Source organism: Micromonospora sp. BS32, from assembly GCF_059089345.1.
The window spans coordinates 19,474-37,171 of sequence record NZ_JBSSHR010000017.1; the positions used below are offsets into that span (position 1 = coordinate 19,474).

19 protein-coding genes are annotated in these 17,698 nt (G+C 73.9%); 4 read left to right on the forward strand and 15 right to left on the reverse strand.

All coding sequences use genetic code 11. From position 1 onward, the window contains the following. Positions 1 to 21 precede the first annotated feature (21 nt). Positions 22 to 1,905, reverse strand: coding sequence for a propionyl-CoA synthetase (locus tag AC5RWQ_RS22685; protein WP_494284695.1), 1,884 nt, complete (start codon positions 1,903 to 1,905; stop codon positions 22 to 24). A gap of 155 nt (positions 1,906 to 2,060) precedes the next feature. Here AC5RWQ_RS22685 and AC5RWQ_RS22690 point away from each other — a divergent pair, with 155 nt between their 5' ends. Further along, positions 2,061 to 2,324: a hypothetical protein gene (locus AC5RWQ_RS22690; protein WP_494284696.1), complete on the forward strand. Its 264-nt coding sequence runs from the start codon at positions 2,061 to 2,063 to the stop codon at positions 2,322 to 2,324. Between the two features lie 67 nt (positions 2,325 to 2,391). On the opposite strand, the gene AC5RWQ_RS22695 is transcribed toward AC5RWQ_RS22690, so the two are convergent. Further along, entirely contained in the window at positions 2,392 to 2,931 is a 540-nt protein-coding gene (locus tag AC5RWQ_RS22695) for a hypothetical protein (protein ID WP_494284697.1), read from the reverse strand. Positions 2,932 to 3,042: 111 nt separating this feature from the next. Here AC5RWQ_RS22695 and AC5RWQ_RS22700 point away from each other — a divergent pair, with 111 nt between their 5' ends. Together AC5RWQ_RS22700 and AC5RWQ_RS22705 are read left to right on the forward strand one after the other, a co-directional pair. Further along, positions 3,043 to 4,278: a GNAT family N-acetyltransferase gene (locus tag AC5RWQ_RS22700; protein ID WP_494284698.1), complete on the forward strand. Its 1,236-nt coding sequence runs from the start codon at positions 3,043 to 3,045 to the stop codon at positions 4,276 to 4,278. Positions 4,279 to 4,328: 50 nt separating this feature from the next. Beyond that, the gene (locus tag AC5RWQ_RS22705; protein ID WP_494284699.1) at positions 4,329 to 4,658 is read left to right on the forward strand and encodes a hypothetical protein; all 330 of its coding nucleotides are present in this window, start codon (positions 4,329 to 4,331) and stop codon (positions 4,656 to 4,658) included. 41 nt (positions 4,659 to 4,699) lie between these two features. Here AC5RWQ_RS22705 and AC5RWQ_RS22710 read toward each other — a convergent pair whose 3' ends face one another. The 4 genes from AC5RWQ_RS22710 to AC5RWQ_RS22725 all read right to left on the reverse strand — a co-directional run bounded on the left by AC5RWQ_RS22710 (position 4,700) and on the right by AC5RWQ_RS22725 (position 7,662). Then, positions 4,700 to 5,167 (reverse strand): ribose-5-phosphate isomerase, encoded by a 468-nt coding sequence (locus tag AC5RWQ_RS22710; RefSeq protein ID WP_334487233.1) that lies wholly within the window; start codon positions 5,165 to 5,167, stop codon positions 4,700 to 4,702. Positions 5,168 to 5,238: 71 nt separating this feature from the next. Then, positions 5,239 to 6,441: a DUF1015 family protein gene (locus AC5RWQ_RS22715; protein ID WP_494284700.1), complete on the reverse strand. Its 1,203-nt coding sequence runs from the start codon at positions 6,439 to 6,441 to the stop codon at positions 5,239 to 5,241. 70 nt (positions 6,442 to 6,511) lie between these two features. Beyond that, entirely contained in the window at positions 6,512 to 6,865 is a 354-nt protein-coding gene (locus AC5RWQ_RS22720) for a hypothetical protein (RefSeq protein WP_494284701.1), read from the reverse strand. 173 nt (positions 6,866 to 7,038) lie between these two features. After that, a complete protein-coding gene (locus AC5RWQ_RS22725) occupies positions 7,039 to 7,662 on the reverse strand; it encodes a mycothiol-dependent nitroreductase Rv2466c family protein (protein WP_494284702.1) in 624 nt (207 codons plus the stop codon). A gap of 222 nt (positions 7,663 to 7,884) precedes the next feature. Between AC5RWQ_RS22725 and pepN the strand changes: the two genes are divergently transcribed. Beyond that, a complete protein-coding gene (pepN, locus tag AC5RWQ_RS22730; protein ID WP_494284703.1) occupies positions 7,885 to 10,431 on the forward strand; it encodes an aminopeptidase N in 2,547 nt (848 codons plus the stop codon). A gap of 127 nt (positions 10,432 to 10,558) precedes the next feature. Here the strand turns inward: pepN and AC5RWQ_RS22735 are convergent, their stop codons facing one another. Genes AC5RWQ_RS22735 through AC5RWQ_RS22775 form a run of 9 tightly spaced genes read right to left on the reverse strand, consistent with a single transcriptional unit; the run spans position 10,559 to position 17,673 of the window. Continuing rightward, positions 10,559 to 10,972 (reverse strand): DUF5130 family protein, encoded by a 414-nt coding sequence (locus tag AC5RWQ_RS22735; protein WP_494284704.1) that lies wholly within the window; start codon positions 10,970 to 10,972, stop codon positions 10,559 to 10,561. After that, positions 10,959 to 11,258: an aa3-type cytochrome oxidase subunit CtaJ gene (gene ctaJ, locus AC5RWQ_RS22740; RefSeq protein WP_494284705.1), complete on the reverse strand. Its 300-nt coding sequence runs from the start codon at positions 11,256 to 11,258 to the stop codon at positions 10,959 to 10,961. The genes AC5RWQ_RS22735 and ctaJ overlap by 14 nt, the downstream gene beginning before the upstream one ends. A 54-nt stretch (positions 11,259 to 11,312) precedes the next feature. Beyond that, positions 11,313 to 12,776, reverse strand: coding sequence for an amidase (locus AC5RWQ_RS22745; RefSeq protein WP_494284706.1), 1,464 nt, complete (start codon positions 12,774 to 12,776; stop codon positions 11,313 to 11,315). Between the two features lie 51 nt (positions 12,777 to 12,827). Continuing rightward, the gene (locus tag AC5RWQ_RS22750) at positions 12,828 to 13,925 is read right to left on the reverse strand and encodes an amidohydrolase family protein (RefSeq protein WP_494284707.1); all 1,098 of its coding nucleotides are present in this window, start codon (positions 13,923 to 13,925) and stop codon (positions 12,828 to 12,830) included. Then, entirely contained in the window at positions 13,925 to 14,449 is a 525-nt protein-coding gene (locus AC5RWQ_RS22755) for a 3-hydroxyanthranilate 3,4-dioxygenase (protein WP_494284708.1), read from the reverse strand. The genes AC5RWQ_RS22750 and AC5RWQ_RS22755 overlap by 1 nt, the downstream gene beginning before the upstream one ends. Next, positions 14,446 to 14,868, reverse strand: a complete 423-nt coding sequence (locus AC5RWQ_RS22760; protein ID WP_494284785.1) for a RidA family protein — start codon at positions 14,866 to 14,868, stop codon at positions 14,446 to 14,448. Before AC5RWQ_RS22760 ends, AC5RWQ_RS22755 begins: the two co-directional genes overlap by 4 nt. A 23-nt stretch (positions 14,869 to 14,891) precedes the next feature. Beyond that, complete coding sequence (locus AC5RWQ_RS22765; RefSeq protein WP_494284709.1) at positions 14,892 to 15,665, reverse strand: 2-keto-4-pentenoate hydratase; 774 nt, start codon at positions 15,663 to 15,665, stop codon at positions 14,892 to 14,894. After that, the gene (dmpG, locus tag AC5RWQ_RS22770) at positions 15,662 to 16,744 is read right to left on the reverse strand and encodes a 4-hydroxy-2-oxovalerate aldolase (RefSeq protein WP_494284710.1); all 1,083 of its coding nucleotides are present in this window, start codon (positions 16,742 to 16,744) and stop codon (positions 15,662 to 15,664) included. Before dmpG ends, AC5RWQ_RS22765 begins: the two co-directional genes overlap by 4 nt. Continuing rightward, the gene (locus tag AC5RWQ_RS22775; protein WP_494284711.1) at positions 16,741 to 17,673 is read right to left on the reverse strand and encodes an acetaldehyde dehydrogenase (acetylating); all 933 of its coding nucleotides are present in this window, start codon (positions 17,671 to 17,673) and stop codon (positions 16,741 to 16,743) included. The genes dmpG and AC5RWQ_RS22775 overlap by 4 nt, the downstream gene beginning before the upstream one ends. Between the last annotated feature and the right edge of the window lie 25 nt (positions 17,674 to 17,698).

The following is a 17,698-nucleotide window of genomic DNA, read 5'->3' on the forward strand; positions in this document are numbered from 1 at the left end:
CGGCACCCCCGGGCACCCAGCTCAATCCACGACGGCGCCCAGGTCGCGGAAGACCGCCAGCGTCGACGGGTCGTCGATGGTGGGCGGGACCGGCTCGTCGCGCCCCTCGACCAGGCCGCGCATGGTCCGGCGGAGGATCTTGCCGGAGCGGGTCTTCGGCAGCGCCGGCACGACGGTCACCCGCCGGAACGCGGCCACCGGGCCGATCCGCTGCCGGACCAGCCCGACCAGCTCCGTGGTGAGCACCTCCGGGTCCACGTCGGCACCGGCCTTGAGCACCACGTACCCGCTGGGCACCTGGCCCTTGAGCGGGTCGGCGACGCCGATCACCGCGCACTCCGCCACCGCCGGGTGGCCGGCCAGCACCTCCTCCATCGCCCCGGTGGAGAGCCGGTGGCCGGCCACGTTGATCACGTCGTCGGTGCGGCCCATCACGAACAGGTAGCCGTCGGAGTCGAACCGGCCGCCGTCACCGGTCAGGTACCAGCCGGGGAAGGTGGACAGGTACGAGCGGACGTACCGCTCGTCGTCACCCCAGAGGGTGGGCAGGCAGCCGGGCGGCAGGGGCAGCCGGATCACGATGGCGCCGTCCGTGCCGGCCGGCACCTCCTCGCCGCGCCCGTCCAGCACCCGCACGTCGTACCCGGGGACCGGCACCGACGGGGAACCGGGCTTCAGCGGCAGCGGCTCCAGCCCGCGCGGGTTCGCCGCCACCGGCCAGCCGGTCTCGGTCTGCCACCAGTTGTCCACCACCGGCACGCCGAGGGTGGCCGACGCCCACTCCCAGGTGTCCGGGTCGAGCCGCTCCCCGGCGAGGAAGAGGGTCCGCAGGCTCGACAGGTCGTACCGGCCGGGCAGCTCGCCGGCCGGGTCCTGTCGGCGGATCGCCCGGATCGCCGTCGGGGCGGTGAACAGCGCGCCCACCCGGTGCTCGGCGATCACCCGCCAGAACGCCCCCGCGTCCGGGGTGCCGACCGGCTTGCCCTCGTACAGCACGGTGGTGGCGCCGGTGAGCAGCGGTGCGTACACGATGTAGGAGTGACCGACGACCCAGCCCACGTCGGACGCGGCCCAGAAGACGTCCCCCGGCCCGATGCCGTAGACGTTCGTCATCGACCAGCGCAGCGCCACCGCGTGCCCGCCGTTGTCCCGGACCACGCCCTTCGGCCGGCCGGTGGTGCCGGAGGTGTAGAGGACGTAGAGCGGGTCGGTGGCGGCCACCGGCACGCAGTCGGCCGGCTCCGCGCCGTCCAACGCCTCCGACCAGGTCAGGTCCCGACCCGGGGTCAGGGTCGCCGGGTGCTGCGGCCGCTGCACGATCACGCAGTGGTCGGGGGTGTGCGTCGCCTCCGCCAGCGCCTCGTCGAGGATCGGCTGGTACGGCACGACCCGGTCCACCTCGATGCCGCAGGACGTGGCGACCACCACCTTCGGGCGGGCGTCGTCGAGGCGTACCGCCAGCTCGTGGGCGGCGAAGCCGCCGAAGACCACCGAGTGGACCGCGCCGATCCGGGCGCAGGCGAGCATCGCCACCACCGCCTCCGGCACCATCGCCAGGTAGAGCAGCACCCGGTCGCCCCGGCCCACCCCGAGCCGGCGCAGCGCGCCCGCGAACCGGGCGGTGGCGTCGCACAGTTCGGCGTAGGTGTACGTGCGGTTGGTGCCGGTGACCGGGCTGTCGTAGATCAGCGCCGGCTGCTCGCCCCGGCCGGCGGCGACGTGGCGGTCCAGCGCGTTGTGGCAGGTGTTCAGCTCCGCGTCGGGAAACCAGCGGTACAGCGGCGCCGCGCTGTCGTCGAGGATCCGCTCGGGCGGCCGGGACCAGTCGATCTCCCGGGCCGCGTCCCGCCAGAAGCCGTCGGGGTCGGTGAGGCTCCGCTCGTACGCCGATCGATACGCACCCATGCCGCCATGCTCGCCGCCCGGACCCGGCCGGCACGACGGCCGGACGGTCCCGGTGCGCCGGAAGCACCGCGGGCGTCGCCGAGCGGCGGCCCCGGCCCGACGGACGGCGCCGGCATGTCGTTTTTGCCCGACCCGACCGGGGTACGGCAGTCGGCATGGAGACGAAGACGAACGCGTACCTGACCGGTGGCCCCCTGGACGGCAGCACCCAGCAGACGGCTGAGGCCCTGCACGAGGTCGAGCTGGACGGGATGATCCACCGGTACGTGCGCACCACGAAGCAGCACGGCGACGACGGCACGGTCTACAACTACGACGGCATGGTGGCCCCCGACGGCGGCGAGCCCGGCGTCGAGGACCCGGCGGCACGGGTCGCCTCCCCGAAGGCGGACGCGGAGGGGCACGGCGGCACCCACTGAGGTCCCGGCCCGGCCCGGGGCGGGCGCGCGCGGGCGGGCGGCCCAGGCCGGCCCGCCCGGGCGTGCCTCACCGGCCGGTGACGAAGTTCCAGGCTTCGACGACCCACTCGGTCTGCTGCAGGTAGGCGATCCCCACCCCGGCCAGGAAAACGGCCGTGACCAGGTGCGCACCCCGCGCGCTGCGCCGGACCCGGCCCAGTTGCCGCTCCAGCACCACCCGGCCGAGCAGCCGGGACAGCGCGAAGAGGCCGACCGCGACCAGCAGGCTCAGCACGAAGGTCAGCAGCGGGGCGGCCAGGTCACCCCGGCCGGAGATCGCCCAGATCCCCCAGCAGACGAACGCGAAGAGCGCGCCGGCCAGGCTCCACTCGCCGCCGCGACGCAGCTGCGCGAGGTGCCAGCTCATCGGCCGGCGGGGCGCCGACGGCTCGGACCAGGTCCGCTCGTCGGCGTCCACCACCGGGAACGGCTCGGTGCGCGGGATCCGCGGCTGGCCGACCGAGGCGACGCCCCGGCGGAAGCCGTCCCGCTGCGGCGGCACCTCGACACCCGGCTGCGGCGGCACCTCGACGGTCCGCTCCGCCCACGGTTGTGTCTGGTCTGCCATCTCGTGTCCTCCCCAGAACCGGCGCCGGCCGTCGGCCGAACCGCCGTCTTCGAGGGTAGCCAGCCCGCAAACCGGTCGCCGCCCCGCGCGCCGATGGGCTAGACAGATGCGATGACCGACACCACACCGACCGTGCGGGTCCCCGGGCCGGAGGACTTCGACGCCATCGCCGACCTGATGGGTGACGCCTTCCACTCCCCCTTCGACGCGGAGACCCGCGAGGTGGAGCGGAGGATCTTCGAGCCGGAACGGTCACTGCTGGTTCGGGACGGCGACACCCCGGTGGCGCACGCGGCGGCGTTCACCCGGGCGCTGACCGTGCCGGGCGCCACGGTGCCGGCCGCGCACGTGACGATGGTCGCGGTGGCCGCCACGCACCGGCGGCGTGGGCTGCTCACCGCGCTGATGCGACGCCAGTTGCGGGAGATCCTGGACGCCGGCCGGGAGCCGGTCGCGGTGCTCTGGGCCAGCGAGGGCCGGATCTATCCCCGGTTCGGCTACGGCCTGGCCGCGCAGCGGCTGACCATGGACTGCCCGGCCACCACCGAGCTGCGGCTGCCGGAGCCGGCGTCCGCGTCGGGCAGGCTGCGCCTGGGTCAGCCGGCCGCGTGCCAGCCGGAGCTGGCCCGACTGTACGACCGGCTGCGCCCCGGCCGTCCGGGCTGGTCGAGCCGGGACGAGCGCTGGTGGCGGTACGTGCTCAGCGACCCCGCAGCGCAGCGGGGCGGGGCGACCGCCCGACGGGTGCTGCGCCACGACGGGCCGGACGGCCTGGACGGGTACGCGCTGTTCCGCACCGCCGACGAATGGGACGCCAACGGCCCGAGGGGACAGGTCCGGGTGGACGAGGTGGTGGCCGCCACACCGGAGGCGTACCTGGCGATCTGGCGCACCCTGCTCTCGGTGGACCTGACCCGACGGCTCTCCTTCACCCGCGGAGCGCTGGACGAGCCGCTGCTGCGCCTGGTCGACGAGCCGCGCCGGCTCGGCGCCCAGCTGGTCGACGCGCTCTGGGTCCGGGTGGTGGACGTGCCGGCCGCGCTGGCCGCCCGCCGGTACGCCACCGCGGTGGACGTGGTGATCGAGGTGGCCGACCCGCTGCTGCCGGAGAACAGCGGCCGGTGGCGGCTGACCGGCGGCCCCGACGGGGCCACCTGCCTGCGCACCGACGATCCGGCGGAGCTGGCCTGCGACGTCCGCTGCCTCGGCGAGCTCTACCTGGGCGGCGCCGGGCTGACCGCGCTGGCCGCCGCCGGCCGGGTCCGCGAGCTGCGGCCGGGGGCGCTCGCCACGGCCGGCCCGGCCTTCGGCTGGCACCGGGCACCGGCGGCGATGGAGATCTTCTGACCGCCGCCCGACCCGGTGCCGGCCGGGGTCCGGGGCGGTACGGTCGACTGATGGCGGATGCGGAGCGACGGCGGCGCCGGCTGCGGCACCAGCCCGACGGCGGCGCCGGGGAGGATGACGGCCCGACGGCCGCCACGGCCGAGGTGCACGACGGGATGCCGACTCCCCGGGCCCGGCGCGGTGGCGGCGCGGACGACAGTGAGCGGGGACTGCGGGGCCTGGTCGGCTCCGGCTCCTCGCAGGTGGGGGTCGCCGCGGCGCTGCGCGCCCGGGACGCGGCGCGGCCGACCGACGAGGACCTGGCCGAGGCGGAGGCCCGCCTGGTGATCGTCCGGCGCAACTGGGTGCCCCGCGAGGACCTGCCCCGCTCGGGCCGCTGAGCCGGCGGGCCGGCCCACCGGTGGCCGGCCCGGTCACGAGGTCAGGGCAGGTCGGGCAGCGCCCGGGTGCGCTCGTACTCGGCGACCTGGGCGATCCGGCGGGAGTGCCGCTCGTTGCCGGAGAACGGCGTGGTGAGGAACGCCTCGACGATGGCGGTGGCCTCGTCCAGGGTGTGCTGGCGGGCGCCGACGGCCACGACGTTGGCGTCGTTGTGCTCGCGGCCCAGCTGGGCGGTCTCGATGTTCCAGGCGAGCGCCGCCCGGACGCCGGAGACCTTGTTGGCGGCGATCTGCTCGCCGTTGCCGGAGCCGCCGATGACCACACCGAGGCTGCCCGGGTCGTTGACCACCCGGTCCCCGGTGTGCAGGCAGAAGGCCGGGTAGTCGTCGTCGGGGTCGAAGACGTGCGGGCCGACGTCGACCAGCTCGTACCCCTGCTTGGCCAGATGGTTGGCCAGGTGCACCTTCAACTCGAAACCGGCGTGGTCGGATCCCAGGTAGACGCGCATACCGCGCAGTCTGTCAGGCCGCGCCCCGGCACACCGCGCGGGCGGCGTACCGGGGCGGATTCGTCACAGCCTCAGCGGGGCAGCTCGGCGACGACCAGGCCGCCGCGCGCCTTCGGGGTGAACCAGGTGCTCTTGCGGGGCATCTTCTCCCGGGCCAGGTTGACCGCGACGAAGTCGTCCACGGTCACCGGCGCGATGAGCACGGCCAGCGCGGCCCGGCCGGCGTCGACCTCGCCGGTGAGCCAGCTCGCCGGGTAGTCGCCGCCGACGTAGGTGATCCGCTTGTCGCCCGGGTCGAGGCCGAGCGCGTCGCGCAGCAGCAGCCGTTCGACCAGGGCGTGGTCGAGGTTCTCCAGCCGGGCGGCGCCCTCGTCGCGCGGCAGGGTGACCGCGTACCCCTGGCCGGCGAGACGGAGGTGCACGGTGCCGCCGGCCGACGGGACGTCGACCGGGCCGTCGATCGGAGTGATCTCGGCGCCGGCGGCGCGGAGCCGCTCGAGCAGCTCGTCCGGCGTGCTGGTGAGCTCGCTGACCAGCCGGTTGTACGGCTGGATGGCGACCGATGCCGGCGTGGTGACCACGGACAGGAAGCGGGGCAGGCCGCCGGTCTGCGCGGCGAGGCTGCGGTGGTTGCCGTCGGCGACCACCAGCTCGCCGCCGCCCGCGAGGGCGGTCAGCTCGTCCTGCTCCGGCCCGGGGCCGAGCAGCCAGATGGCGTGCGTCCGCCCGGCCTGGTCGATGTCGGTCGCGGCGGGCGCGCCGGCCGACTCGGTCGCCGCCGCCAGCGCGGCGTGCAGCTCGTCGCCGCGACCGGTCTGGAGCAGGAGTACGGGCGAGAGCAGGTGCCCGAGCGCCTCGGCCAGGGCGACCCGCTCGCGCACCTTGGCGATGAAGACGTCCTCGTTGCGGATGACCAGGCCGGGCTCGTCGGCGCTGGTGGAGATCTGGTCGGTGTCCACCATGGCCCAGAGCCCGTACGCGGACTCCTCCCCCGGCGCGCTGATCCGGTAGAGGACCACCACCTGCTCGGCCGGGGTGTAGCTGCCGTCGGCCTTCGCCTCGGCGAGCCGGGCCACCGCGTCGGGAAGCGCGTCGAGGAAGGACTTCCCGATGCTCTCCGGCGCCCGGTGGGGCATCTCGATGCCCAGGGCACTGTGCGGGTTCGCCTCGATGATCGCGGTGATCTCCGCGTCGTCGGCGAACTCGTCGTAGTTCTGCGCGCCGGTGCCGCCAGTGGTGATCCAGGCCCGGGCGATCGGATGCACGACCGTCATGGAAGGTGACGCTACCGGCGGCGGAGGCCCGGACGACGGCGACCCCGCGCGGGTCCACCAGATGAACCGGTCAGCCCCGCTCGGCCGTACCCCGGGCCCGACGGTGTCGCCCGGTCGGGCCGGGGACGGGCGCGGGACGGCCGGCCGGCGCGGTACCGGCCGGGCCGAGGGTGCGGACGGCCCCGCCACCCGCGGCGGCCGGCCGGGCCACCACCGCACCGGGCGGGGTGGCCCGGGAGGCGACGGGGACCCGGGCGACGCCGACCACGATCGGCGAGGCGAGCAGGTCGACCATGTCGGCGGAAAGGGTCGGGCTGACCGTGGCCCAGGGGCAGTCGTCGACCGACCAGTAGGTGGCGCGGACATCTGGCGCCCCCTCCCCGGTCGACGGATCGTCAGCGGACGGGTGGCGGTGCTTGGCCATCGGGAATGCCTCCGGGCAGCCGGGTGCGGCCACTGCGGGTGGCCGCTGCGCTGGACACCGGGTGAAACGACCCCGCGTACGGGAGGGTGACGCCCCGCTTGCCCGGGCCGGGTGGCCACGGACGGCACCGGGCCCGCCGGCGGAGGCCGACGGGCCCGGACCGGGGCGGCGGGTCAGTCGAAGATCGGGCCGAGTTCGCGGGAGCGCTTGAGCTCGTAGAAGCCCGGGGTGCCGGCGACCAGCAGGACGCCGTCCCAGAGCCGGCCGGCGGCCTCGCCCTTCGGGGCCGGGGTGATCACCGGGCCGAAGAAGGCGACCTTGCCGCCGTCCGGGCCGGGGGCGTGGATGACCGGGGTGCCGACGTCGGTGCCGACCGGCCGCATCCCGGCCTCGTGGCTGGCCCGCAGCGCCTCGTCGTACGCGGTGGAGTCGGCGGCGTCGGCGAGCGCCGGGTCCAGCCCGACCTCGGCGAGGGCGGCGGTGAGCAGCTCCCGGCCCAGCGGCTCCTTCCCCAGGTGGATGCGGTTGCCCAGGGCGGTGTAGAGCTTCGCCAGCACCTCGGGCCCGTGCGCCTGCTCGACCGCGATGCAGACCCGCACCGGGCCCCAGCCGCTCTTCATCAGTTCCTGGTACTGCTCGGGCAGGTCCCGGCCCTCGTTGAGCACGGAGAGGCTCATCACGTGGAACGCGATGTCCAGCTCCCGGACCTTCTCCACCTCCAGGAGCCAACGGGAGGTGATCCAGGCCCACGGGCACAACGGGTCGAACCACATGTCGACGGTGACACGCTCGGTCACGGTGGAGTCCCTTCGCGACGGGGTGCGTCGGTGACCCGACGCCTCTGTCACCGATCCTCACCCCGGACGGCATCGACCGGCAGCGGAATGAGAGCGTGACCTCGACCACCGCGGGGCGTCGGTGCATGGAAGACTCGGCTCGGGCCGGCCGTCACGAGCGGCGGGCGGGGCTGGCGCAGCCGCGACGCGGCAATAGTGGGATGGAGACGAACAGTGCCGGGAGTGCGCAACCTGACCCAGGTGGAGGCCACCGAGCGGGCCCGCCTGCTCGAGGTGACCGGGTACGACATCAACCTGGACCTGTCCACCGCCGTGCAGGCCGATGGCCGCACGTTCCGGTCGGTGACCGAGGTCCGGTTCCGCTGCACCGAGCCGGGCGCCAGCACCTTCATCGAGACCGCCGCCGAGTCGGTGCGCTCGGCGACGCTCAACGGCGTCGAGGTCGACCTCGCCGGCTGGTCCGCCGAGAAGGGCCTGGCGCTGACCGGCCTGGCCGCGGAGAACACCCTGGTGGTGGACGCCGACTTCGGTTACTCCAACAGTGGGCAGGGCCTGCACCGCACGGTGGACCCGGTCGACGGGGAGACCTACCTCTACAGCCAGTTCGAGACGGCCGACGCGCAGAAGGTCTTCGCCTGCTTCGACCAGCCCGACCTGAAGAGCGTCTACACCTGGCACGCCACCGTCCCGGAGCACTGGCGGGTGGTGTCCAACATGCCGGTGGAGCGCGAGGAGCCGGCCGGCGAGGGGCTGAAGACCGTCCACTTCGTCGAGTCGGCGCGGATGAGCACCTACATCACCGCGCTCTGCGCCGGGCCGTACCACGAGGTGCGGGACAGCCACGACGGCATCGACCTGGGCGTGTTCTGCCGGGCGTCGATGGCGCGCTACCTGGACTCGGACGACCTGTTCCTGATCACCAAGCAGGGCTTCGACTTCTTCCACGAGAAGTTCGGGGTCCGCTACCCGCTGCCCAAGTACGACCAGCTCTGGGTGCCGGACTTCAACGCCGGCGCGATGGAGAACTTCGGCTGCGTCACGCACGCCGAGTCGCACTACATCTTCCGCTCGCAGGTCACCGACTTCGAGTACGAGCAGCGGGCCAACACGATCCTGCACGAGCTGGCGCACATGTGGTTCGGTGACCTGGTCACCATGCGCTGGTGGAACGACCTGTGGCTCAACGAGTCGTTCGCCGAGTGGGCCAGCCACTGGTGCAACACGCACGCCACCCGGTTCTCCGACGCGTGGACGACCTTCCTGTCGATCCGGAAGAACTGGGGCTACCGGCAGGACCAGCTCTCCTCCACCCACCCGGTCTACTGCGAGATGCCGGACCTGGAGGCCGTCGAGGTCAACTTCGACGGCATCACGTACGCCAAGGGCGCCAGCGTGCTCAAGCAGCTCGTCGCGTACGTGGGCGAGGAGCCGTTCCTGGCCGGCCTGCGGGCGTACTTCGGCAAGCACGCCTGGGGCAACGCCACCTTCGACGACCTGCTCTCCGAGCTGGAGACCGCCTCCGGCCGGGAGCTGCGCAAGTTCGCCGCGCAGTGGCTGGAGACCGCGCAGGTCAACACGGTGCGCCCCGAGGTCGTCATCGGCGCGGACGGCACCTACGAGCAGGTGCTGGTCCGCCAGGAGGCCCCGGCCGGGCACCCGACGCTGCGTACCCACCGGATCGGCGTGGGCCTCTACGACCTGACCGACGGCCGCCTGGTCCGCCGGGAGCGGGTCGAGGTCGACGTGACCGGGGAGCTGACCGAGCTGTCGGTGCTGCACGGCAAGCCCGCCGCCGACGTGCTGCTGCTCAACGACGACGACCTGACCTACACGAAGCTGCGGCTGGACGAGCGGTCGATGGCGACCGTGGTGCAGCACATCGCCGGCTTCGACTCGTCGCTGGCCCGGGCGCTGTGCTGGACCGCCGCCTGGGACATGGTCCGCGACGCCGAACTGTCGGCCCGCGACTACGTGGCGCTGGCGCTCGCCGGGCTGCCCGCCGAGACCGACATCAACCTGGTCACCGCCACCCTGCGGCAGGCGAGCACCTCGCTCACCTTCTACGCCGACCCGGCGTGGGCGCCGACCGGCTGGGCCGAGCTGGCCCGGACGGCGAAGGACGCGCTGACGAACGCCGAGCCGGGCAGCGGCTTCCAGCTCGCCTGGGCCCGCGCGTACGTCTCGGCCGCCCGGTCGGACGAGGACCTGGCGACGCTGCGCGGCTGGCTCGACGGCACCGGCGTGCCGGCCGGCCTGACCATCGACACCGAGCTGCGCTGGGCCATCCTCCAGTCGGTGGTGGCCAACGGGGCGGCGGGCGCCGCCGAGGTCGAGGCCGAGCTGGCCGCCGACCGCACGGCCAGCGGCGAGCGGGAGGCGGCGTACGCGCACGCGCTGGTCCCGACGGCGGAGAACAAGGCCGCCGTGTGGGCGGAGCTGACCGGCCCGGAGTCCCTGCCCAACTGGCGCAACCGGGCGCTGCTCCAGGGCTTCACCCACCCGACGCAGGTGGAGCTCACCGCGCCGTACCGGGAGAAGTACTTCGCCACGGTGGCCCAGATCTGGGCGCAGCGGGACAGCGAGCCGGCGCAGGAGTTCGTGCAGCTCGCGTACCCGGCCTACCTGGTCGAGGAGGAGACGGTGGCGGCCACCGACGCGTGGCTGGCCGGCGACGGCCACCCGGCGTCGCTGCGCCGGCTGGTCGCCGAGGGCCGTGACGGCGTCGTCCGGGCCCTGAAGGCCCGCGCGAAGGACGCCCAGAGCGCCTGAGCATCGGTACCCGGCCCGGGGCCGGCGTGGGTGGAAGCCCGCGCCGACCCCGGGCCGTTATCGCTGAGGAACGAGAAAGCCCGGTCCGCTTCACGCGGACCGGGCTTCGTCGTACGAGCGGGTGGGCTCAGCCCTTGCCGGCGTGGCTGGCGAGCTGGTCGAGGCCCTGAATGATGCCGCCGGCCAGGTCGCCGCCGCCGAACGAGGCCACCATGCTCAGTGCGGCGAGCTTGGCGTACGTGTCGGGGATGCGCTTGCGCGCGTACCGGCCGGTGACGACCTCCAGCTGGCGCTGGTTGGGCGAGACCGCGATCAGCACGGACTTGTCGGGTTCGGCGAGCTGGCGGTGCAGCCGCTCGGCGTGCTCCCGGATCGGCTCGTCGAGGCCGCCGACGTAAACCGAGAAGACCAGACCGGTCCCCTGGTCGGCCAGGCGGAGCGCCTCGTCGATGCGGAGCAGCTGACGGGTCGAGAACGGCCCGTCGAGCACGTCGGGCGGGGTGCCCGTCCCGGCCTCGGCCTGCTTCTCACCAACGGTCACTTGCGCCTCCGGTTCCACCGGCCGGCGCCTCGATGCCGGCCTTCTCCTGCTTGTGGCTGGTCAGCGCCGGTGCCTGCGCGCCGGCGGCCAGGGCGGTGCCGGCCGAGTCGGCCAGCTGCTCCGGACGGCCCAGGAACCAGACCGGAGTGAAGTCGAAGCGACGGCCCGGCCGGTAGCGCTTGGCGCCGCCGCCGCCACGGTTGGCGGCGAACACCATCCCGGTGATCACCAGCACCACGGCCGCCGGGATGCCGACGAAGATCAGCAAAGTCTCAGTGACAGACAATCCCAACGCCCCCAGGCGGAAAGAGAGACCAGAACATCCGGTTCGGGTGGAAGATCATTCTGTCGACCCCCCGACTCCGCTGCCATTCACGTTAGCGGAGTCGACGCCCCGCCAGATTGCGGGGTGCCGATCCCATCCGTCACTACAGTCTTCCAGTTGCGCTGCGGTGGCGAGGAGTCGGGCGTCGTCGCCGTACCGACCGGTCAGCAGGACCCCGACGGGCAGGTCCGTCGCGGTCCGCCCGATCGGCAGGGAAACGGACGGTTCGCCCGTGACGTTGAAGATGGCGCAGTACGGCGAGAATCGGCGCTGCCGGTCGAAGTCGGCCGCCGGGTTCCCCTCGGCGGTGAACCAGCCGACCGGGGCCTGCGGCGCGGCGAGGGTGGGGCAGAGCAGCAGGTCGCAGCCGCCGGTCCGGTGGGCGCCGAGGCGTACCTGGGCCTGGAGTTCGCCGAGGGTGGCCAGCAGCGCGCCGGCGCCGACGGCCGCGCCGCGGGAGCGCAGCAGCCGGGTCAGCGGCAGCAGCTCGGCCTCCCGCTCGGGCGGCACCGGGGCGAGCGCGAGGACGTACCAGACGGTCTCGAAGAGCGGCCACGCCGCCGGCCCGAGCGGCGGGTCGACCTCGACCACCTCGTGGCCGGCGGCGGTGAGCAGCGCCGCGGCCCGGTCCACGGCGGCGACGCAGTCGGGGTGGACCGGGCCGTCGGCGAGCATCGGGGCGGTGAACCGGCCGATCCGGAGCCGGCCGGGCGCGGCCCGGCGGGCCACGCCGAGGTAGCCGCCGTCCGGGCGGGGCGGCGGGAGGTAGGGCTCGCCGGGCACCGGCACCGCCATCGCGTCGAGCAGCGCGGCGACGTCGGCGACCGTACGCCCGATCGGTCCGTTGGCGGGTAGGCCGAACGCGCCGAAGCCGAGCGGGCCGCCGGAGACCAGGCCGCGGCTGGGCTTGTAGCCGACGAGGCCGCAGAGCGAGGCGGGGATGCGCAGCGACCCGCCGCCGTCGGAGCCCTGCGCCACCGGCACCAGGCCGGCCGCCACCGCGGCGGCCGCGCCGCCGCTGGACCCGCCGGCGGTGTACGCCAGGTCCCACGGGTTGCGCGCCGGCGGCGCGACCAGCCCCTCGGAGTAGAGCGAGCAGCCCAGCTCCGAGGTGGTGGTCTTGCCGAGGCTGACCAGGCCGGCGGCGGTCATCAGTCGGACCACGTCGGCGTCGATCGGCGGGACGAAGTCGGCGAAGGCGGCCGAGCCGAAGGTGGTGCGCACTCCGGCGGTGAGGGTCAGGTCCTTGATCGCGGTCGGTACGCCGTGCAGCGGGCCGCGCTCGTCGGCGGGTGTCGCGTCGGCGACCCGGGCGGCGGCGAGCGCCCGCTCGGCGGTGACGGTCACGAACGCGCCGACCGTGTCGCCGAGCGCCTCGACCCGGTGCAGGTGGTGCGCGACCAGCTCGACGCTGGACAGCTCGCCCCGGCCGATCGCGGCGGCCTGCTCCAACGCGGTCAGGTCGTGCGGCTCGGCCATCCCGTCATCCTGCCTGTTCGCCACGCCGAGCGGCGGCCCGACACGACCGGGTCAGGACGGCGTCTTGTCGTCGTCGAGGATGCCCGTCCAGTCCCGGTCGATCGAGACCAGCTCGCGGATCGCGAACCCCTGTTCGAGACCGAGGAAGCGCAGCGCGTTGCCGCCGAGCAGCTTGTCCCGCTGCTCGTCGGTGAGGAAGTCGGACCGGTGCACCACCTGCCCGACCGGCCGCTCCCCCAGCGGGTACGGGTAGTCGCTGCCCACCAGCACCCGGTCGGCCCCCATCGTGTCGACCAGCAGCCGCAGCGCGGCCGGCTCGAAGACCACCGAGTCGACGCTGAACCGGTCGACGTAGGAGCTGGGCGGCGCGGTGGAGGCGCCGCGTACCAGGTCACCCCGGCGGTGCCAGGCGTTGTCGGCGCGGCCCAGCCAGAACGGGAAGCTGCCGCCGCCGTGCGCGAAGCAGATCCGCAGCGTCTCGGGCACCCGGTCGAAGACGCCGCCGAGGATGAGCGCGAGTACCGACAGGTGGGTCTCGGCGGGCATGCCGGTGAGCCAGCGGGCCATCCACCGGTCCAGCCGCGGGCCGCCCGGCATGTCCCACGGGTGCACGAAGACCGGCGCCCCGACCTCGGCGCAGTGGGTCAGGAACGCCACGATGCCCGCATCGTCCAGGTCCCGATCGCCGACGTGGTTGCCGATCTCCACCCCGACGTGCCCGGCGGCGAGGCAGCGGTCCAGCTCGGCGCAGGCGGCGTCGGGATCCTGCAGCGGCACCTGGCAGAACGGGACCAGCCGGTCGCCGCCCGCCGCGGTGACCTCCAGGGTGAGGTCGTTGAAGATGCGGGCGACCTTCACCGCCTGGTCGGCGGGCCGGTCGTAGCTGAAGAAGACCGGGGTGGGCGAGACCACCTGCACGTCCACCCCGTCGGCGTCCATGTCGGCCAGCCGGATGCCCGCGTCCCAGCACTCCGCGCCGACCGGCCGGAACTCCGTCTCCCCCACCATGATCATGGCGGCGCGCTCGGAGTCGACCCGCAGCCAGGGCCAGCCGGACCCGCCGCACGCCGCGCCGAGGTCCGGCCACCCCCGGGGTACGACGTGCGTGTGCACGTCGACCAGCGGAGATCGCGCGGCCGGCACCGGCATCAGCCCTTGCCCGGGTGCAGCGCGCCGCACTCGCCGCAGGTGCGCGCCTTCTCGTTGGCGTAGAACGCCTGGAACACCGGGGGCAGGTCGGCGGCGATGTCGCGGACCTGGAGCTCCACCTCGTGCACCTTGTGCCCGCACTCCGGGCAGTACCACTGGAACCGCTCCAGCGTGCCCTCCTCGCGGACCCGCTCCACCACCACGCCGATCGAACCGGCCTCGGGGCGCTGCGGTGAGTGCGGGGTGTTGCGCGGCAGCATCCACATCTGACCCTCGCGCACGTGCACCGTACGCGGCCCCTCCGGGCTCATCAGGTTGATGTGCATGTTGCCCTTGACCTGATAGAAGAACTCCTCGTACGGGTCGACGTGGAAGTCGGTGCGCTGGTTCGGCCCACCCACCACCATGACGATGAAGTCGTCCCCGCCGGGGAACATCTCCTTGTTGCCCACCGGCGGCTTCAGCAGGTGCTGGTTCTCCGCGATCCAGCCGGGGAAGCTGAACGGCTCGGCGATCTCACTCACGACGGACCTCCTTCTGGGAGCAGGGCGACGGCCTGGATCTCGATCAGCAGGTGCGGGTGCGGCAACTGGTGCACCGCGACCGTCGTCCGGGTCGGCCCGGACGCGTCGAAGAACTCCGCCCACACCTCGTTGTAGCCACCGAAGTCGTTCATGTTGACCAGGTACGTCGTCACCTGGACGAGGTCGGCGAGCTCCGCGCCGACCGAGCGCAGCAGGTCCCGGACGTTCCCGATGACCGCCCTGGTCTGCTCCCGGATGTCGAGGTCGGTCGTGCCGAACTCGTCCACGGCCACGCCGGCGAAGCTGTTGTCCGGCCGGCGGGACGACGTACCCGAGACGAAGACGAACCCACCGGCGACCTTGACGTGCGGGAAGGCCCCGCGCGGGACGGCCTTCCCGGCGACCACCCGGGCGGTCACGCCGCCCTGGGTCGGCGGCTGGCTCACGACGACGCCTTCAGCGACGCGGTGCCGAGCTTCTCCACGACCGCTCGGACGTGCGCGCCCGGGCGCAGCGGGACGGCGGCCGTGGCGGCGCCGGCGAGGAAGACCCAGCCCTCGCGCAGCCGCACCCCGTGCCGGCCCGCGAGGCGGATGCCCTCGTCGAGCGCCCGGCGCGGGTCACCGAGGATCGCCGCGGTGGAGCCGACCTGGGCCACCCGCCCGTCGATCTCCAGCAGCACGCCCAGGTTGTCCAGCCCGTCCGGCACCGGCGACCAGGGGCCGACCACGAACGCTGCGGCGGAGGTGTTGTCGGCGACGACGTCCGGCAGGGAGAAGGTGAAGTTGGCGTACCGGGAGTCGATCAGCTCGATCGCCGGCGCCACCGCGCGGACCGCGTCGGTGAACGCGCCGACCGGCTCGCCCGGCTCGGGGAGGCGGTCCAGCAGGAACGCCACCTCCGGCTCGACGCGGGGGTGGATGAATTTTCCGACGTCCACGGTCCCGCCGTCGGGGACCCGCATCACGTCGGTGAGCCGGCCCCAGATCACCTCGTCCACGCCCATCTGGGCCATCTTCGCCCTGCTGGTCAGCCCCATCTTGAGCCCGACCAGCCGCTCGCCGGAGTCGAGGCGGCGCTGGAGCAGCGCGGTCTGCACCGCGTACGCGGCGTCCACGTCCAGGCCGGTCTCGGCGGCGAGTTGCGGGACCGCGGTGGCGCTGTCGGCCGCCGCGGCCAGCTTCTCGGCGATCCCCGCGATGTCCGGACCGATCATGCTGTGCCGCCCTCCCCCTGCTCGGCGCGTCGACCCGCGAGGTCGAGCGCCACGTCCACGATCATGTCCTCCTGGCCGCCGACCATCCGGCGCCGGCCCAGCTCCACCAGGATCGAGCGGACGTCCACCCCGTACCGCGCGGAGGCGCGTTCGGCGTGGCGCAGGAAGCTGGAGTACACCCCGGCGTACCCGAGGGAGAGCGTCTCCCGGTCGACCTGGACCGGCCGGTCCTGCAGCGGTCGGACCACGTCGTCAGCGGCGTCCATCAGCGCGAACACGTCGCAGCCGTGCTTCCAGCCGTGCAGCTCGGCGACCGCCACGAAGACCTCCAGCGGGGCGTTGCCGGCGCCGGCGCCCATCCCCGCCAGCGAGGCGTCCACCCGGACGGTCCGGCCGTGCGGGGCGTCCGGTCCGGTCGGAGCGTCGCCGACGATCCGGCCGTGTTCGACGGCGACCACGCTGTTGGCCACCCCGAGCGACAGGTTGTGGTGGGCGTGGATGCCGATCTGCGTCTCCGGCGCCAGCACCTGCCGGTACGCGTCGACCCGCTGCGCCACGTCGGACATCAGCAGCCGCCCACCGGAGTCGGTGACGTAGACGCAGTGCGCCCCGTACGACTCCATCAACCGGGCCTGCTCCGCCAGCCCGGCCGGGTCGTTCATGTGCGACATCATCAGGAACCCGGAGACGTCCATGCCGTTCTCCCGGGCCCAGGAGATGTGCTGGGCGGAGATGTCCGCCTCGGTGCAGTGGGTGGCGATCCGCACGCTGGTCACCCCGAGCGCCTTCGCCGCCCGCAGGTCGGCGATGGTGCCGATCCCGGGTAGCAGCAGGGTGGTCAGCTTCGCGGTGGTCAGCACCTCGGCGGCGGCGGAGATCCAGTCGGTGTCGCTGGCGGCGCCGTGGCCGTAGTTGACGCTGGAGCCGGCCAGGCCGTCGCCGTGCGCCACCTCGATCGCGGCCACCCCGGCGGCGTCGAGCGCGGCGGCGATGGTGCGCACCTGGTCGACGGTGTACCGGTGGCCGATGGCGTGCATGCCGTCCCGCAGCGTCACGTCCTGGATGTAGAGGTCCGTCACGCCGGAACTCCCTTCGTCCGCACCGCGACCAGCCGCTCCGCGGTGCGCAGCGCGGCCGAGGTCATGATGTCCAGGTTCCCGGCGTACGCGGGGAGGTAGTGCCCGGCCCCGGAGACCTCCAGGAAGACCGAGACCTGCAGCCCGGCGACACGCCGACCCAGCGACGGCAGGTATGCGTCGACCCGGTCGAACTGCACGTCCTGCTTGAGCCGGTAGCCCGGGACGTACTCCTGCACGGTCGCCACCATCTCGGCGATCGAGTCGGCGACGGCGGCCCGGTCGGCGTCGGCGTCCGGGCAGAGGCAGTAGACGGTGTCCCGCATCAGCAGCGGCGGGTCGGCCGGGTTGAGCACGATGATCGCCTTGCCGCGTTCGGCGCCGCCCACCACCTCGATCGCCCGGGCGGTCGTCTCGGTGAACTCGTCGATGTTGGCCCGGGTGCCGGGGCCCGCCGACTTCGAGGCGATGGAGGCGACGATCTCCCCGTACGCGACGGGGGTGACCCGGCCGACGGCGGCGACGATCGGCACGGTGGCCTGCCCGCCGCAGGTCACCATGTTCACGTTGGTCTCGTGCAGGTGCTCGTCGAGGTTCACCGGCGGCACCACGTACGGGCCGATCGCGGCGGGCGTCAGGTCGACCACGGTGCGGCCGTGCGCGCGCAGCACCGCGTCGTGGTGCCGGTGCGCGCCGGCCGAGGTGGCGTCGAAGACCAGCTCGACGTCGGCGAACTCGGGCAGCGCCACCAGCCCGTCCACGCCGTCGGCGGTGGTGGCCACGCCGAGCCGCCGGGCCCGGGCCAGGCCGTCCGAGGCCGGGTCGATGCCGGCCATCGCGACCATCCGCAGGCTGTCGCTCAGCCGCAACACCTTGATCATCAGGTCGGTGCCGATGTTGCCCGACCCGAGCACGGCCACGCCGATGCTCATGCTGTGCCGCCTCTCGTTCGCGACT

Coding starts and splice junctions, on each gene's coding strand:
- AC5RWQ_RS22685 (WP_494284695.1), bottom strand. CDS start 1,905: ATGGGTGCGTATCGATCGGCGTACGAGCGGAGCCTCACCGACCCCGAC.
- AC5RWQ_RS22690 (WP_494284696.1), top strand. CDS start 2,061: ATGGAGACGAAGACGAACGCGTACCTGACCGGTGGCCCCCTGGACGGC.
- AC5RWQ_RS22695 (WP_494284697.1), bottom strand. CDS start 2,931: ATGGCAGACCAGACACAACCGTGGGCGGAGCGGACCGTCGAGGTGCCG.
- AC5RWQ_RS22700 (WP_494284698.1), top strand. CDS start 3,043: ATGACCGACACCACACCGACCGTGCGGGTCCCCGGGCCGGAGGACTTC.
- AC5RWQ_RS22705 (WP_494284699.1), top strand. CDS start 4,329: ATGGCGGATGCGGAGCGACGGCGGCGCCGGCTGCGGCACCAGCCCGAC.
- AC5RWQ_RS22710 (WP_334487233.1), bottom strand. CDS start 5,167: ATGCGCGTCTACCTGGGATCCGACCACGCCGGTTTCGAGTTGAAGGTG.
- AC5RWQ_RS22715 (WP_494284700.1), bottom strand. CDS start 6,441: ATGACGGTCGTGCATCCGATCGCCCGGGCCTGGATCACCACTGGCGGC.
- AC5RWQ_RS22720 (WP_494284701.1), bottom strand. CDS start 6,865: ATGGCCAAGCACCGCCACCCGTCCGCTGACGATCCGTCGACCGGGGAG.
- AC5RWQ_RS22745 (WP_494284706.1), bottom strand. CDS start 12,776: ATGGCCGAGCCGCACGACCTGACCGCGTTGGAGCAGGCCGCCGCGATC.
- AC5RWQ_RS22750 (WP_494284707.1), bottom strand. CDS start 13,925: ATGCCGGTGCCGGCCGCGCGATCTCCGCTGGTCGACGTGCACACGCAC.
- AC5RWQ_RS22765 (WP_494284709.1), bottom strand. CDS start 15,665: ATGATCGGTCCGGACATCGCGGGGATCGCCGAGAAGCTGGCCGCGGCG.
- AC5RWQ_RS22775 (WP_494284711.1), bottom strand. CDS start 17,673: ATGAGCATCGGCGTGGCCGTGCTCGGGTCGGGCAACATCGGCACCGAC.